The organism is Leptolyngbya sp. KIOST-1, assembly GCF_000763385.1.
GTDB lineage: Bacteria > Cyanobacteriota > Cyanobacteriia > Phormidesmidales > Phormidesmidaceae > Nodosilinea.
This window is the reverse complement of sequence record NZ_JQFA01000004.1, coordinates 1,664,117-1,678,977: the sequence shown is the minus strand read 5'-3', so window position 1 is coordinate 1,678,977 and position 14,861 is coordinate 1,664,117. Positions and strand designations below refer to the sequence as shown.

Genomic DNA, 14,861 nt, shown 5'->3' with positions numbered 1-14,861 from the left:
CAGGCCGCCAGCACCATGGCGGCACTGTTCAGCAGAGCACTAGCGAATCCGGTGCTGCATTCGCTTGGGACGGCGGCCCAGCAGGCGGCTGATGCGACGACCAAAAACCGTAGCCGGGTTGACCTGGGGCCTGTTGTCGGTGGTCAGGGCCCCCTGCCCCCGGCGCGCCCAGCCGCTGATCAACCAGGCATAGAGGAACAAAAAGCTGCCCAAAAAGCTTTCCGAAACCAGCTTCAAGCTGTTTTTAATCAGATTTTGCTTCACATTGGCGCGGGCTTGATTGGCCCTGGTGTCAGCCTGCTCCTTCGCTTTGGTGACGTTCTCTAAAATTTGGGCGCGGGCATCTTCGGGGCTGAGCGCGGAATTGGGAGACGAGAGCAGGCTTTGCAATTGCTGGGGGGTGGCCTGCTCCAGTTCAGCCCAATTGGCCTCAAGCTGCTGACGCTGCTGATTTGTCTGAGTGGCTATCTGCTCGTTGTTGAACTGATGAATTCGCAGGGTGTTTGCCACCGTTAGCGGAATTAACAAAAACAGAATCACGCTCAATACCAGCGTCAGCCAGGAAAAAAACTTGAGTAGCGGCCATTCAATCGGTTGGCGCTCCGTTCCGTCGCCGCCAAACACCAGCACAAGGGCCAGCAGCGGCACCGGCACCAGCCGAATCAGGTTGCCGACAAACTGGTATTCCCACACCGGGTCCATGAACTTAGCAGGGATCAGAATATAGAGAAAATCAATGAACGAGATCAGCAGCAGACCGTAGCCCACCACCCTGGCCAGCCGAAATAGGTAGCCTATGGCCATGGGTTGTGCCATAGCCTCAGCGGGGGGGGAGGGGGGGGCCGTATCGGCTGCGGGTGGGACAACTCGCCGGGGAGGGTTGGCCTGGGCAGCAGCCTTCGGCCTGGGGAATGAAGCCATAGCAGTCTCTTGGTAACGGGTTAAGCCCACCCTAGGGAGAACGTGTTTGCGTTCTGGTTCGCTTTAAAGGCTTTTTGGGCACTGTTAACTATCCCCTCGCTGTGGTGAAGAACGGTGAAGGAGATGTTCGGGCAATTCCCCCTGTAGGAATACTGAGTGATATTGCAAGTCAAAAAGTTCGGCAAATTCCCGGATTTGGTGATGTGAAAAACAACATTATCAGGGAGTAAAGAAAAATCTGGATCGCACAGGGAGGGGAACCAGAGCCTCAGGAATGCAAAGCGTTTATTTGTTAGCGAACGGGAAACCCAAAGGTCAGTTTTGGCGATGAAAATTCTGTTTTTAGAGGCTGACGGCTGGGAGGGCTCTGAATTTAAGCACGCGATCGCCGCCCTGACCGCTCTCGATCACTTTGAGAGTCGTCCGGTTCCTGGTGCTCCCCTGCCCGCCGCCGCCCTCGCTGCCTACGACATTGTTTTTCTTCCCCTCCAGGCCGGAGAAACCCTGGGGGTCACGGCCTGGCGCCCGCGCGATCGCCCCATTCCCTACTGGGTCGTTTTAACCAATGGCCAGGTGCCCGACGGGCCCGGCCCCTGGATGCCCCAAAGCCCCTGGGACTACTTCAGCTCAGACCATCTTTCGCCGCCTCAGCTGACCCTGGTTTTACAACGTATCTTAAACGCCGCCCAGCGGGAAAAGCGGCTTCAGGCCCTGGAATGGGAAAACCAGTGGCTTAAAACTGCCCTCGATTCGGTGCCCTGCTCGGGTTTGAGTCAGCCCAGGCCGGAGGACTGCGGCTTGACCCAGCCCACAACCCACCCAATCGCCAAGCAGGTATCCTTTCAGGCCTCGCTGCTGCACCAGGTCAAAAATGGCGTTGTTGCCACCGATCTAGACGGCAACATTGTCCACTGGAACCGGTACGCCGAGGTCATGTACCAATGGACTGCGGCGGAAACCATCGGCAAAAATATCGTGGAGGTGCTGGTTCCTGGGGAGGACCAAACTCAGGCGCAGGCCATCCTCCAGACGGTGGAGGAGAGGGGCTACTGGGAAGGGGAGTTTGAGGTCTACCGCAAAGACGGCCATCTGCTGCCGATCTACGTTGTCAATTCTCTGCTTCGCGACCCCCAGGGGACTGCAGTTGCCCCGACGGTACGGTTCAACCTGATCGATAGTTTCGCCATGGCTGCCCCCGCCCTGGCGACGCTTCGGAAACTTGTCGCGATCGCCCGCCAGGGCCAGGCCCCCAATGACCAGTAGGGTAGCCAGGGATGCCGCAGCGATCGCCGTCAGTTGCTGGAGGTCCATAGTTACCCCACCACCCGCCCCATGTCCACCATGGGGCCATCAACCGGGAAGTAGTAGACATTGCAGGCCAGCGCCGGGGGAAAGCCCACGGTACCCCAGCCAGAAAAGCGGTAGCGGGTGGGGGCCTCGCTGTAGGTGGGCCAGGCGCGATCGCGGGCGATAGTGTCCACCTGGGCGGCGATTGAGGGCCACCCACCCACCAAGCGCAGCAGGAACGGAGTTGGGTTGGGCAGAATAGCCATGGCTCAAATAGGGATAGGGGGAAGGTTTGGGAGCGGGTTGGCCGCTGTGCGCCACTCCTGCAAGTTGATGCCCCAGGGCGGTTCTGAAGTCGTTCCCGCCAGATTGCGCCGGGTGGACCGCTTTTGAATCTGGGGGAGCCAGACGATCGCCCCAGCATCCTTGAGCGTTTGCGGCACTTCAATCACCCTCACCAGCGGTTCGTCGGAAGGGTAAACCTTGAAGGCCGGGAGGGGCAACAACGCCTCACTGGAGGGGTCATAGAAGAGGAATCGAAACCAACAGAAGGTGCGAAATCGCTCGGAGGGGGTGACGTTGGTGCAGGCAATTTTGTAGGTCGGGCTCACATCGGCTTCGGCAAAGGCGGTGGGGACCGGGAAGGTCATCCACTGCCCCAGGTTAATGGGGGTCACGGTGCCCATGTCGCGCCAGGTCATGCGGCCAGGATGAGGCCTTCCAGCTCATCGTCTAAAGTGTCGATTTCCTCTTGCCGTTCGTCCAGCTCGCCGCCGTAGACATAATCCGCCCACTCTTTGTAGGTCACCGACTCCATCAGGCCCTGCTGCCCGGCCCGGCAAATCATGTAGGTCTTTTCCTGGCCCGCTTCGGCCCGCCAGGTGGGCACCGGGGGAATTTCGGTCAGGGCCACCGCGTAGGCCACGGTACCTGGCAAAATCAGCCCTACATCATCGTCTTCCATGGTCATTACCTGAGAGAGGCTCAGCCAGCCACCAGGTGGGCGGCTGGCTGGGAAAGGCTTTAAGCAAATTCGATGAACTCAAAACGGTCGATGTTGAAGCCGTTGGCCACCACAGCGTCCTCGCTGCCGGTGGAGAAGAACGACTGGAAGTCACCTGCGCCCTGGCGGCGAGTGCAGCGCCCCGGCTTGGTGCGGCTGCCCGTCACCAGGCGACGGCGCTCGTTGACAGTGTTCATCTGTTCGGCAGACTCCAGGCCCAGTTCTCCGCCAAAGTTGGTGAAGTCGGGCTTGTCCATCGGGAAGGCGTACTTGATGCCGTTAGACAGGGTGGCCACCGCCGTCACCTTCCGCACGGGGGCAGTCGAGGCGGTCAGCTTCACCCCCCGGCCCTGCTTGGCCAGGGTCCACCCGGCAGCGGTGGCCATGGCAAGTTTGTCGTAGGCAATGAACGTGCTGGTGCTACCCACCTGGGAGAGGGGAGCGGTGCGATCACGTTTCACAACCCGCCCTGGTTTGGGGCTGTTTGCTCCAGTCACTAGAATGGCGCTCGGAACGGCCTGGGCTTGCAGGGCATCCATGTGGCCCAGGTCGCTCACCAGGTCAGCGGCTGAAACGCCGACACGGGCGGCCAAGTCGGGGGCCTTCCAACCATAGAAAAAGATGGGATTGATCGCTACAAACGTAAGAGTTTCACGGACTGAACCACGGATATAAGCAGGCATGGGAGGGTTCTCCTAAAGAAGATAGGGGTTGGCGCCGTAGGAAATGACGCCGGTGGTAGGGTTTAGGCTGAAGGTCACAGGGATAGAGAAACTGCCCTCATACCGTTGGTTGTCACTGTTGTAGGTGCCCGAAACAAAGTTTCGGTTTTGAGGGTTTAACCCTGGGGTGTTCTCCAGGTTTTGGAGGTACATCAGCACTTCTAGGGCATACTTCTCAGGAGAATTGCCCTTAAAGGTGCCGCTGCTGCCTACCTGGAAATTGGCCCCCACCAGGAACGGTTGGGCCTCTAGTTCTAGGTGACCCGCGCTGTTGATGGTCTGGGTAACATCAAAGCGATAAGTTCCCGAGTAGATCAAGGACTGTTGGTTGTGGGTCCCGGTCACATTGGTAACCCCAGCCGGGTTTCTGGCAGCAATGGCTTGGTTTAGGGAGATGAAGGAGAGAACCTCCATCAATTGTCCCTCTGCGGTTGTGCTCTTGATTGTGCCGCCGCCCCCGGGAGTAATCGTCGCCATGTACGCGCCTTTAACAGGTCATAAACCCAACAGTAGCGCCCCTTCACGAAACGTCAACCCCCGGTATTTACTAGGGTTTGGGCCTACTGTGCTAACAGTAAACCCCATTGTGTTTGTGCTTAGCACAGAGGATTATTTTGTATGCTGACGCCCCAAGAAGAACGTCTCTTTTCTTTACTATCGACTCGCTCACGGAGAGCCATTAGGAGGCAGAAAGCCGCCTTTGGTCGCTCCTACGAATACCGGCCAAGAATTACCCTTTGCAGGCGGCTGTCACGCGAAACAAGTAGCCCTGTTGAGCGTGTTTTTGATGATTTAGTGTCTTTGCACAAAAAGCTTAAAGCGCTGAGCGACGGAGCAGCTCCCTTATAGTGTCTTCAAAGTCTGCGGGCCTGGTTTCCCTCCATAGGTCAATCCGAGCTTTTTTGTCGAAGTAATTGCCATCTAGGCTACGCTGCCCCCGGTCGAAGGTTTCCAGCCGTTCACGATTGATGATGGTTAGGTGGCCTGGGTACACCCGCGTAGTCTCTTTGTACATTTTGGGGTTCTTCAGGCGGCTGCCCTCGCGCTTTTCCTCGGTCACCGATATAGTACGGATTTCACTGTTGGTGAGGGTCAAGAAGGCCTTCAGCCTGCCTTCGGCTTCGGCGGGGGTACCACCGTAGACGGTCAGCGGGCGGTTATTCGTCAGCACCGCATGGGCGCGAAACCGGCCCCACAGATAGCCATTGCGCCCCCCACAGCACAAAATTAGGCGTTCCCAGTCGATTTTGGTTCGGTCTACGTCGCTCACCTGCACGGCAACACGCACCAGGCGATCGCGCTCGGTCCCGGCGTAGGGCGGGGCCGGTTTGGAGTACAGGGCAAATTGCAGACGGAAACCCTCGAAGGGCCGGGCCCGCACGTAGTCATCAAAGGGTTGTCCCACTAGCTGGCCCACGTCGCGGCTTTCGATCAGCTGGTGGTGGGCCAGCACGGCAGGAATCTGCCCCCGGATCTCGCTCTCAGGGCCTGCCAGCACAATCGCTTCGCTGTCGTTGGCTCCGTTGGGGATGATCTCGACAACCTTAGTTTCTTCCGCTATCAGCAGCTGTGCCGCTTTCTGAGCAGCGTAGTAGCCCTCTACGCTGCTCAGCAGCACGTACCCGGCTTCGATGCAGCTATCAATAGCTTCTTCAATCACCTCTTCAGTAAAATTTTGCCAAAACTGGGAGGGGATGCGTTCTACTTGCTCGTCGACGGCCTGGGCAAAGCTCCAGGCCTGGCCCTCGGCCTCGCCCCACTTCTGCTGCACGGCTTCCAGGCGATTGCCAAAGATAGCTCGCGCTACCGGGTTGCCGGGCTGCTTTAGCCATCGGCGGGCACCTTTGTACAGCCAGCCCGCCGTCTGCCGGAACATATTGCGAACGGCCATGCGTAGGGCAAAGGTAAACTGAAAACTCACTTCTTCCCAGGCCTCTTCCCCCACTTCTCTCAGAACGTGGGCGGCCAGGCGTTCATCAAAGGCCATTAGGGAGGTAGCCGGAACGATGCCGCAGGCAAAGTAACCGATCGCGCTGCCGACTGTGCCACCAGCAATGCCCCCAAAGGAGTTCCACCGCTGCTGCGCCATGCGGTCTAGGTTGTCGTCGGGGATATTCCAGTCAAAGTAGTACAACTCAATGGCGGCATTGGTAAAGACGCTCCACAGCCCGGTCAGGCTCCACAGCATGGAGGGAATTTGGGCCAGCACGGCCCCTACCAGAAAGCCGCGAATGTTGCCCCAGGTTAGGGCCTTGATCACCCGCCCGGCTGCGTCGCGGAGGTTGTCTAGCAGAGTCTGTCCAGCGGACTGGACCCGGTTCAGTAGGTTGCCGCGACGGCTATAAAGCTGGTCTACTCGCAGAGTTAAGGGCATGATCAATCATTGTTCCCTGGGTTGGGGTTGAGGTCTTTAATTACAGGGCGTTCGCTGCTATCGCGGCCGTAGGGGGTTCGGTCTTTGGTCAGGTCGCTAAAACCTTTCTGGACGGCCTCTAGATACTCTTTCCAGTCGGATTCCTTCCCTTTGGGGGGAGTTTCGGCCAGGTCGTCAACAAACCCGCTTTGGTCTTTGACAATTTTGTCGACCTGGGTTTTAAAGTCGCCTTTGGTGTCGAGCTTGCGCCAGAACACGGCGCGAATGATGGCAGCGGCGTGAAGGAGTTCAGCGAAGATCTGTTTCATGTCCTGGCCGTCGGTGTTGGCCCAGCCTTTGATTTTGGCGCTGCTCTCCTGTAATAGGCCCTCGATCGCGGCCCCTGCTATCGAAAATTCCGACAGCGTTTCCGACATACTGATTTCAGGGGGTTTCAGCGATTTTGACGACATTTCCGACATAGAGGATCGGGTCTTATGTCGGAATCCGGTTGCGATCGCCGACTGTGCTTCCGACATAGCCAATTCTCGACGTTCTAGCGATTTCTGGTCAGAGTGCGGCCCCTACACCAGCAAGGGCAAAACCTACTACCGCTATCGCTGGGGTAGGGGCTGGAAGCTTGAAGGCGTGCGTCACATCCCCGGCGGGGCGCTGACTAGGTTAGTAGTGGCCAACCGAGCCTACCGGGTTCACCAGGCGGTTCACGTCGAGAGGCGATCGCACGCTGATGTACTGGCGATGATCGACGGCTGGCGGGCCGGGCGGCGGGCTAATCGTCGAAAATGACCACGATCGCCACGGTGGCCACCGCCACCGCCAGCAGCCGGGCCGCTACGCCCATCGCGGTGGTGGGACCTTTGAGCCTGCGGGCTTGTGGCGGCGCTCTTGGCCGGATTGGTAGGCCTGGGTGCCAAGGCCCAGGGCCAGGCGGAACGCGCCCAGGCTTCGGTTTCGGCGGTGATAGCGACCCTTTTCGCTGGGTGCTTTGGTTTTGATGGGCTGACCGTCTTCCCCTAGAAATTGGCTTAGGGGGTAAATGCGGCTGAGGATGACGGCGCGCGTCATCTCACCAAACCCGAAGGCGTTGAAGACGGCGTGATAGGGCTTGAACTGAGACGACTCCAGCAGGGCGCTAATTTTTTCCTCGTAGGGAAGCTGCTGCCGCTCCAGCTCACAGATCTGAGCGGCCAGGGCTCGGCTTAGATCGGTAAGGCCGGTGCCGATGGTAGCGTCGAGCTGGGCCTGGCGGCGGGCGGTCGTGTTGGTTGGCTGGCCCGCAATAAAGCGCCACAGGGCCGGGGGTTTGGGGTAGAGCCAGTCTCGATTCTGCTGAGGCTTTTTGCCGGAGGCCGTGCGGCACACCTCCGGCCATTCGTGGCTGAGCAGCTGCCACAGCCGCCGCTGATGGTTTCCGGTCATGCGGGTAAGAAACTGATGGTGCAGGGTAGCCGCCCGCAAGTCTTCGGCGAAGTCGCTCAGGAATGCCGATGCCTTATCCAGATTTAGGGCACCGTAGAGGGCCAGAAAGGCCGCGTCGTAACGGTCGGTTTTGTTGGCTACGCCGGAGTAGGCTTTTAGGGCCGTAACTCGCTTAGGATTGACCCTGAGCACGGTTTTACCGTTGGACTTGAGGGTATCGATCCAGATTTTGGAGTAGTCGCCGGTTGGTTCCAGCACGTAGATATCGCCCAGCTCTAACAGCGTCTGCACGCCGCTTAGATTGCTGAGCAGGGTTACCGGGGTGTAGGACCGGGCAAATTGGGCCAGGTCGCCGGGGATGCTGTGACTGTCGACGGCACAGCAAAGAATTGAGGTCTTAGCCACCTCAACACCGATTATGGAAGGCATGGTTTACAAAAACCCGCCTGAGGTGGCTGAGGCGTGGATCCAGGAAGAGCTATCACCGGGTTTGTCGGAGGGTCGCTTTGAGCTAGGCTCTGATCTAGAGGCCAGTCAACCTCAGTCGGAGGACAGCTCAGGAGAGCGAGAGGGTTGACAGTACCAGGTGCTCAGCGCTGCGTGGTACACCACCTGCCAGGGGATGCCCCGATCGCGGGCCGCGGCTGCGCAGTCTTCGTATTCGGGCTGGGCGTTCAGGACGGACTGGGTTTGGGGATGGTAGGCCAATTTGAGGCTGATGGGGCCGTAGGGGGTTTCTAGGGTTTGCAGGGAGCGGGGCAGCACCCACCGCTGCTGAGGCTGGCGACGAATACCCAGGGTAGAGGTCTCAGCAAAGAGGATATCCGTGCAGCGGGGTTCATGGTCAGGGCGGCAAATAACGGTGAGGAGCAGGCCCGGTCGCGATTTTTTCATCGATACAGGCTGGGTAAAGACGTCCAGGGCTCCAACCGCAAAGAGGCGATCGTAGAGGTAGCCGATGGCCTGGGGAACGAGGTCATCCACCTGGGTTTCTAGCAGGATGACGGTGTCGCGATCGTAGGCTACCTCGATATCGGGAGGCTGGCCGCGCTGTTCTGGGGTTGGTGGCTGGGGCTGGGTGGCCAGGGGTCGGGTTGGGGACGGAGCTGTGGGGGATGAGGCGGGCCCAGCCTCGGCGACACCAATCCACAGGCGCAGCGCGTTGGCTACGGGGAGCGTTTTGCCCCCGGCCCCCAACCCGGTGCGGTGCAGGGTCATGGCCGGTGGGTCGCCAAAGTGGTGGGCCAGGGTGGTGGCGATCGCGGCCCCGGTGGGGGTGACCAGTTCGCCGTCGAGCCCGTTGCTGTAGAGGGGGACCCGGTGCTGCTCCAGCAGCTTGAGCACGGCGGGAGCAGGCACGGGGAGCCAGCCGTGGGCGGCCCTGACGCGCCCTCGTCCGGTGGGCAGGGGAGAGCAGACCAGAGTGTCAATATTTAAATAGTCAAACCCCAGGCAAGCGCCCACAATATCAACAATGGCATCAATGGCCCCCACTTCGTGGAAGTGCACCTGATCGATGGCGATGCCGTGGACGGCGGCCTCGGCCCTAGCCAAGGTTTGAAAAACGGCCAGACTCCATCGCTGGGCGCGATCGGGCAGGTTCGCCTGGGTGATCAACTGCTCGATCGCAGGCAGGTTGCGGGTGGCGCTGGCCGTGGGATCGCGATGGTGCTCCCCGTGACCGTGTTCATGGGAGTGCGCGTTGAGGGCGATCGGTGGGGCGGTTGGGTGGTTGAGAGTTGGTGCCGGGTGTCGAATAATCCGGAGTGTTGCAGCTTGCAATGGTGATGTTTACACCACCGCCGGGACCATTCCAATTCAGGTTGCGCCAAACTGTCATAGTTTGAATTGGGGCGTCAGGCGTTGCCTGGTACTGAATATTCCCGCTCAAAAAAAAGTTATTGTCGGCCCTGAAGAAAATTTCCGGGTTTAGAACTTTGCCGCAGATGGTTGTAGGGATACCGTTTGAGCCGCTGGGACGATGGAAAAAGCTGCCTAAATTAGCGGGCCAGCTTAGACCGTTTGTTGCCGGTTGAGGTAAGCCATCCTCCGGTTGGGCGATCGCGGGCCCGGCTACATCGTCCCCCTGCAGGAACCCATCATATGTAGCATTGCCGAACAGGCGGCCAGCTGCGCCGACGGCTCCACCCTGGAGATAGCCCGCCACCGCAGCACCGACAGGGCGGGCCATGGGCAGCCGCCCAAGCCCACCGCCGATCCGGCGACCGAAAGCAGCACCGGCCAGGCCGCCAGCTGTACCGCCAGCGTATGAACCCACGACAACCCCGGCGGGGTTGACTGTGGCTGCAGCGCCTGCAGCAGCCCCGCCAGCTTGACCTAAGACCGTCCCCACCGTAGCGCCCACACCAGCACCTGTAGCTTCCCACCAGCTACCGCCAGCGGCTTTAACGAACCCGGCTGATACTGGCCCGGACATGACAGCGCCAATCAGGGGGGCACCACTCAAGGAGCCACGCGCTGCCATGGCGGGGGACACAACGCGAGGGGCAGCAGCGCGAGCAGCTGCTGCTGCCTGAGCGCCTGTAGCACCGGCGGCAGCGGCGGCATTTTTCGCCGCGATGCCTGATCCACCTGGTCGGTAGTTTGCGCCGGGGGTGTAGGCACGGTTGACCACGGGTTGAGCGTTTGCGTAGGTCGAGGCCGGGGGCCTGGCCGGAGACACCGCAGGCCGGTTAGGAGTAATTGCCGGGTTGGCCGCCGATTGAGGCGTCAGGCGGCTGTAGGACGGTTCGTAGCCTGGCTGATAGCTGACGAAAGGATCTGCGTTAAAGCTGGGTTTTAACCGACCTGTAGGCAATGGAGAGCCCCGATTGACCGGGGCAGCAGGCGGGGCAGTGTTGACGCGGTAGACACCGCCACTGCCCCCGCCTGCTGCTGGAGTGCTGGCAGGGGTGTGGGTTTGGGCTGTCGGCAACCTCATTCCTGTGGTTGTCTCAAGCCAGGTATACATGCTTGAGACGCTCACTAATCCACCTTATAAGCGGCGGGGATAGTGGCCTCTTTGAACTCCTGGGCAAACGTCCAGAGCTTTTGAGTTGTTGAGGTGATATAAGCGGGGTCGAGGGGTAGGCTTATGCGGGCGATCAGCCGGGTAGTGCCGTCGGCAGCGGTGACAATGTTCACATCACAGACCCGCTCCAGCAACGCGCCCGGCAGCTCCTGATAGGTCAAGGCACTGAACAGGTTGTTTAGGGTGAGGACGCCATGGGCAACGTAGCGCTCTAATGTGTTGATCGCGGCGGGCATGTCGGTAGCTCGGTTGAAATCGACCATGATTTTTGCTAGGAGAAACTAGACCAGTTCTAGGCCGATCGCGCCTAGGGCGGCAAGATGAGCTTTTGGGTAAAAGAAATTAATTATTGAAACTCCTGTAATAGCCACCCTTCAAGGATTGTGGGCATAATTGCAGGTAGTTTATGAGGCTGTTCTTTGATGCTTTTCCTGTTAGCAGGGTTAACTATCAAAAAGACAGAATCTAAAAATTGGCAAAAAACAATCGCCACGGCAAAGCTTCGATCTTCACTGACGCCGATTTAGTTAAGCTGCGTAAACAAATAGAGAATCCAAAGCACCGGCTAATGTTCGACATTGCCCGATGGACTGGGGAGCGCATGGGAGCCGTTCGACAGCTCCAGGTTTCCGACGTTTACGATCTGCATGGCAGGCCCAGGGCGTTTATCACCTTCAGGGCCAGAACTCGAAAGGCTACGCCGGGAGGTGTGCGCAGAACTCGGGAGTGCCCTACACACCCAACCCTGGGAGAGCTCCTGACGGCCTACGAGCCGCCTATTGATGGGCCACTGTTCCCAGGTGAGCTGGGGCCAATGTCGTTCCAGGCCTGCGACAACTTTTTGCGGCGAGCGTTGGAGCGAGCCGGGTTGGATCACAAGGGCTACAGCACCCATAGCTTCAGGCGAACACTGATCACACGGCTCTCTGAAAAGGGGGTCGACCTGAAGACCTTGCAGTCGATCACAGGGCATCAGGATTTAAAGGTTTTGGTGGGGTATGTGGAAGCAAACCCCCGGCGAGCGCAGCGGGCGATCGCGCTTCTATAAAGAGGGGTGCGTTTGTACCCATCTGGCTAGATAGATCCGACAGAATAACGTTAAATTGATAAAGCGTTTTCATTAAGCCCCCACGTATGCCGGTCCACTGTTCCCCGGCGACCTGGGGCCGATGTCGTTTCAGGCCTGCGACAACTTTTTGCGCCGGGCCCTGGAGCGGGCCGGGCTAGACCATAAGGGCTACAGCACCCACAGCTTCAGACGCACACTGATCACGCGGCTGTCTGAAAAGGGGGTAGACCTGAAAACCCTGCAGTCGATTACAGGGCACCAGGATTTAAAGGTGTTGGTGGGCTACATCGAAGCAAACCCACGGCGGGCACAGCGGGCGATCGCGCTGCTGTAGGGGCCAACTGTACCCAATTAGCAGACAAAATATACTAGAGCAACATTATTGGGATAGCCCTGTGCCGGTCTGTATCGGCAGGGGCAGAACCCCAGCGTCAGGCCCTGGGGATCGGTAATTGGGATCGGTAAAAGGATGGATGTGCCGCCCTTTCAAGTCTGCACTATGATTGGGGCAATGCGTTTGCCGTGGCGGTTTCGGCCTCTGACTTGGGGACTCTGGCTCTGGGGTTTGGGGCGCGATCGGGCCACTCTGCCAATGCCGTTTTACCTGTGTTTGCATTCCTATGATTAGTGCGGTCGTTCCCCCTCAGCCTCGGCTGGTTTCCCTGGAACCGTTGGCGCAGCCCCTCACCGTGCGAGAGCGGGCGGCAGCGGGCTATTTTCGCGACATTGCCCTGTGGCTAAACCAGCCCCTGGCAACCCAGGGCATTTTTGTCCAGGTGCAGGCCGATCGCCCGGGTTGCCTGAAGCTGGTGGTGGAGTTTCAGCGACCGCCCATCCGCGATCGGCTGCTGCGGTTTTTGTGCCACCGAGTCTGGCTGCTCAACTCTGAGCTGATCGAGGGAATCTGCGTGGTGGCGCGGCCCCTGGGACATCGTCAAATCCTCTGGCAGCAGCGGATCAAGATTGTCACCCCCGCCCTCAAGCGGCTGCAGGCCGATCGCAGCACCAAGCCCAGTCGCCCCAAAGCCTCACCGCTGCCCGCTCAAATCCGGGGGCCCCGTCCGGCCCAAAAGCTCTCGCGGCAAAGCCTGCAAACGCTACGGACCTTTGTCCTATCAGGCTCGGCGGTGGCGGCCTTTGTCATGGGCTGCCTGCTGGAGGTGATTATCTCGGCCCCCTCCCCCAGCCTGCCCCAGTTTTCGGCCCAGTCGGAGGTCCAACCTGGGGGCGCGTGGGGCCGAGTAGACCGTGGGGGGGGGGGGCCAGCGGCGGACGCCGGAGACGCCGCCACTGCCCTGGTCAACGCCCCCGCATCTCGGTCCAGTGCGCCTGCGTCTCGATCGGGTGCGCCTGGCGGCAACAGCCATCGGCCTACGGTGGTCGATGCGGCCCTGGAGCCCGTGGGCGTCATCACCCATCCCACCCTCACCCCAGCCCCTAGCGACGACGTTACGCTCCTGTTTGGCGGCGATATTTCCCTCGAAGACATTGCCCCCGACACGCTGACGACCCCAGGAGGCTTCTTCGCCGATGTCGCCGACTACGGGGAGGCCGATCTGGCCCTGGTCAATCTGGCCACGCCCCTGGCAACGGCGGCGACCAATCTGGAGGAGGGACTGCGGCAACGGACCCGCGCCGATGCGGTCGATCTGCTGGTCAACAGCGGGGTCGACATTGTCAACCTCACCCACAGCCGATTGATGGACTACGGGGCGGCAGGCCTCGACGAAACCCTGACCACCCTCGACAGCAAGGGCCTCTACCGGATTGGGGCCGGACGCAACGCCCTGGAGGCCCGCCGCCCCGAGGTGCTCGATGTCAAGGGCAAGCGGATCGCCTACCTGAGCTATGCCATGGGGGGCAGCAACGCCGCCCACGACACCGCTGTCCTCAAGGAACGGGCGGGGGCCGAAGACCAGGCGATCGCCAGGGAAGTCGAAACGTTCAAAGCCGCCACCGCCTTCAAGGATCGGGCTGGCTTCAACGCCCAGGGGATGCCCGAAATCGTGGCCGACATTCAGGCGCTGCGCAGCGAGGTGGACTGGATTGTGGTGAACTTCCGCTGGGTGGACCACCTCAGCGAGCAGCCCAACTTTATGCAGACCAACCTGGCCCGCCTGGCCATTGACCAGGGCGCCGATGTGGTCGTGGGCTACCACCCCACGGTGATTCAGGGGGGAGAGATCTATAAGGGTCGACCGATCGCCTACTCCCTGGGGGACTTTGTCTTCCGTCCCGACGAGCCGCTCGAGAACCAGGACTCCGCCGTTCTCAAGGTATCCCTAAAAGACGAGCAGATGCGGGTAGAGCTGGTGCCGGTGCGGGTGCGCGACTCACGGCCCAAAACCCTCAGCGGCGAGGCCAACCAGCAGGTGCTGCAGCGCATTGAGCAGGCCTCATCCCACTTCGATAAGCCGCTAAAGTCCCCCGTGGTGCTGGATCTCAAGGCTCCAGAGGTGCCCCCCGAAGCGCTCAGCGACCCCAGCAGCCCCTTTGTGTCGCCTGAGGCCGAAGATACCCTGCCGGTGGAGCTAGCGCCCAAACAGACCGATGAGCAAGAGGTGTTTGAGCCCCAGCCCGAGCTGCTGACCGTCCCAGAAGACAAGGGCAACGAACCGGTTGCACCCTCGGCATCCCCTGTCTCGCCCGAGGCCGGTGACGACTCTGCCGTGCCGCCGGAGATGGAGGTGGAGTTTAACGAAGAACTGCTGGAGTGGGGACCGAAGCTAGCCCCCGAGCAGCGCGAGTTTCAGCCCGTACCGCCCCAGCGATCGGGGGGAACAGGGGCTCATACCGAAATCTCGACCATCTCGACGCCCCAGCATAACCTGGGCCGTGAGGAGTCCGTTGCGGCTCTGCTCCCACCGCCAAAATCGGTGGAAAAGGCCCTGGCGACACCCGACTGGGCCGATCCAGTGCCCGCCAGCCCGGTCAGCGTTGCCCCAGCGGCAGCGACGTCGGAGGCGGCCCCTGCTGCTGTCGATTGACCCACCGCCTGAGATAGAGAGCGGCACTGCTGAACAGGGCTATGCAGC

At 60.2% G+C, this 14,861-nt stretch carries 18 protein-coding genes; 6 read left to right on the top strand and 12 right to left on the bottom strand.

All coding sequences use genetic code 11. The features are described from left to right. Nucleotides 1-39: 39 nt before the first annotated feature. On the bottom strand, nt 40-816 hold the full coding sequence (locus tag NF78_RS24485) for an HpsJ family protein (protein WP_156119958.1): 777 nt from the start codon (nt 814-816) through the stop codon (nt 40-42). Between the two features lie 432 nt (nt 817-1,248). Here NF78_RS24485 and NF78_RS24480 point away from each other — a divergent pair, with 432 nt between their 5' ends. Then, nucleotides 1,249-2,184, top strand: coding sequence for a PAS domain-containing protein (locus NF78_RS24480; RefSeq protein WP_035992535.1), 936 nt, complete (start codon nt 1,249-1,251; stop codon nt 2,182-2,184). Between the two features lie 50 nt (nt 2,185-2,234). Here the strand turns inward: NF78_RS24480 and NF78_RS24475 are convergent, their stop codons facing one another. From NF78_RS24475 to NF78_RS24445, 7 genes are all read right to left on the bottom strand, one after another. Next, a complete protein-coding gene (locus tag NF78_RS24475) occupies nt 2,235-2,474 on the bottom strand; it encodes a hypothetical protein (RefSeq protein ID WP_035992534.1) in 240 nt (79 codons plus the stop codon). A gap of 3 nt (nt 2,475-2,477) precedes the next feature. Further along, on the bottom strand, nt 2,478-2,909 hold the full coding sequence (locus NF78_RS24470) for a hypothetical protein (RefSeq protein ID WP_035992532.1): 432 nt from the start codon (nt 2,907-2,909) through the stop codon (nt 2,478-2,480). Beyond that, complete coding sequence (locus NF78_RS24465) at nt 2,906-3,172, bottom strand: hypothetical protein (RefSeq protein ID WP_156119957.1); 267 nt, start codon at nt 3,170-3,172, stop codon at nt 2,906-2,908. The genes NF78_RS24470 and NF78_RS24465 overlap by 4 nt, the downstream gene beginning before the upstream one ends. A gap of 59 nt (nt 3,173-3,231) precedes the next feature. After that, nucleotides 3,232-3,894 (bottom strand): hypothetical protein, encoded by a 663-nt coding sequence (locus tag NF78_RS24460; protein ID WP_156119956.1) that lies wholly within the window; start codon nt 3,892-3,894, stop codon nt 3,232-3,234. Between the two features lie 12 nt (nt 3,895-3,906). After that, nucleotides 3,907-4,278, bottom strand: a complete 372-nt coding sequence (locus NF78_RS24455; protein WP_156119955.1) for a hypothetical protein — start codon at nt 4,276-4,278, stop codon at nt 3,907-3,909. 469 nt (nt 4,279-4,747) lie between these two features. Then, entirely contained in the window at nt 4,748-6,307 is a 1,560-nt protein-coding gene (locus NF78_RS24450; protein ID WP_035992524.1) for a hypothetical protein, read from the bottom strand. A gap of 2 nt (nt 6,308-6,309) precedes the next feature. Continuing rightward, the gene (locus NF78_RS24445) at nt 6,310-6,615 is read right to left on the bottom strand and encodes a hypothetical protein (protein ID WP_156119954.1); all 306 of its coding nucleotides are present in this window, start codon (nt 6,613-6,615) and stop codon (nt 6,310-6,312) included. On the opposite strand from NF78_RS24445, the gene NF78_RS31540 reads away from it, so the two are divergent. Then, nucleotides 6,614-7,093: a hypothetical protein gene (locus NF78_RS31540; RefSeq protein ID WP_156119953.1), complete on the top strand. Its 480-nt coding sequence runs from the start codon at nt 6,614-6,616 to the stop codon at nt 7,091-7,093. The two genes, NF78_RS24445 and NF78_RS31540, sit on opposite strands and share 2 nt — an antisense overlap. Nucleotides 7,094-7,138: 45 nt before the next feature. Here NF78_RS31540 and NF78_RS24440 read toward each other — a convergent pair whose 3' ends face one another. Together NF78_RS24440 and larC are read right to left on the bottom strand one after the other, a co-directional pair. After that, nucleotides 7,139-8,155, bottom strand: coding sequence for an IS110 family transposase (locus NF78_RS24440; protein WP_072016238.1), 1,017 nt, complete (start codon nt 8,153-8,155; stop codon nt 7,139-7,141). A gap of 111 nt (nt 8,156-8,266) precedes the next feature. Continuing rightward, nucleotides 8,267-9,508 carry a nickel pincer cofactor biosynthesis protein LarC gene (larC, locus tag NF78_RS24435; RefSeq protein ID WP_081972896.1) on the bottom strand — a complete coding sequence of 414 codons (1,242 nt, stop codon included), beginning with the start codon at nt 9,506-9,508 and terminating at the stop codon, nt 8,267-8,269. A 271-nt stretch (nt 9,509-9,779) separates the two neighbouring features. Here larC and NF78_RS24430 point away from each other — a divergent pair, with 271 nt between their 5' ends. Further along, nucleotides 9,780-9,998 (top strand): hypothetical protein, encoded by a 219-nt coding sequence (locus tag NF78_RS24430; RefSeq protein ID WP_035992517.1) that lies wholly within the window; start codon nt 9,780-9,782, stop codon nt 9,996-9,998. Between the two features lie 191 nt (nt 9,999-10,189). Here the strand turns inward: NF78_RS24430 and NF78_RS31535 are convergent, their stop codons facing one another. Then, nucleotides 10,190-10,351, bottom strand: coding sequence for a hypothetical protein (locus tag NF78_RS31535; RefSeq protein ID WP_156119952.1), 162 nt, complete (start codon nt 10,349-10,351; stop codon nt 10,190-10,192). A gap of 360 nt (nt 10,352-10,711) precedes the next feature. Next, nucleotides 10,712-11,020 carry a hypothetical protein gene (locus NF78_RS24425; RefSeq protein WP_052049458.1) on the bottom strand — a complete coding sequence of 103 codons (309 nt, stop codon included), beginning with the start codon at nt 11,018-11,020 and terminating at the stop codon, nt 10,712-10,714. Nucleotides 11,021-11,229: 209 nt separating this feature from the next. Here NF78_RS24425 and NF78_RS33580 point away from each other — a divergent pair, with 209 nt between their 5' ends. The 3 genes from NF78_RS33580 to NF78_RS24410 all read left to right on the top strand — a co-directional run bounded on the left by NF78_RS33580 (nt 11,230) and on the right by NF78_RS24410 (nt 14,813). After that, nucleotides 11,230-11,805 (top strand): tyrosine-type recombinase/integrase, encoded by a 576-nt coding sequence (locus NF78_RS33580; RefSeq protein ID WP_035984218.1) that lies wholly within the window; start codon nt 11,230-11,232, stop codon nt 11,803-11,805. A 121-nt stretch (nt 11,806-11,926) separates the two neighbouring features. Beyond that, nucleotides 11,927-12,160 carry a tyrosine-type recombinase/integrase gene (locus NF78_RS24415; RefSeq protein ID WP_052050907.1) on the top strand — a complete coding sequence of 78 codons (234 nt, stop codon included), beginning with the start codon at nt 11,927-11,929 and terminating at the stop codon, nt 12,158-12,160. A gap of 286 nt (nt 12,161-12,446) precedes the next feature. After that, on the top strand, nt 12,447-14,813 hold the full coding sequence (locus tag NF78_RS24410) for a CapA family protein (RefSeq protein ID WP_035992515.1): 2,367 nt from the start codon (nt 12,447-12,449) through the stop codon (nt 14,811-14,813). Nucleotides 14,814-14,861 lie beyond the last annotated feature (48 nt).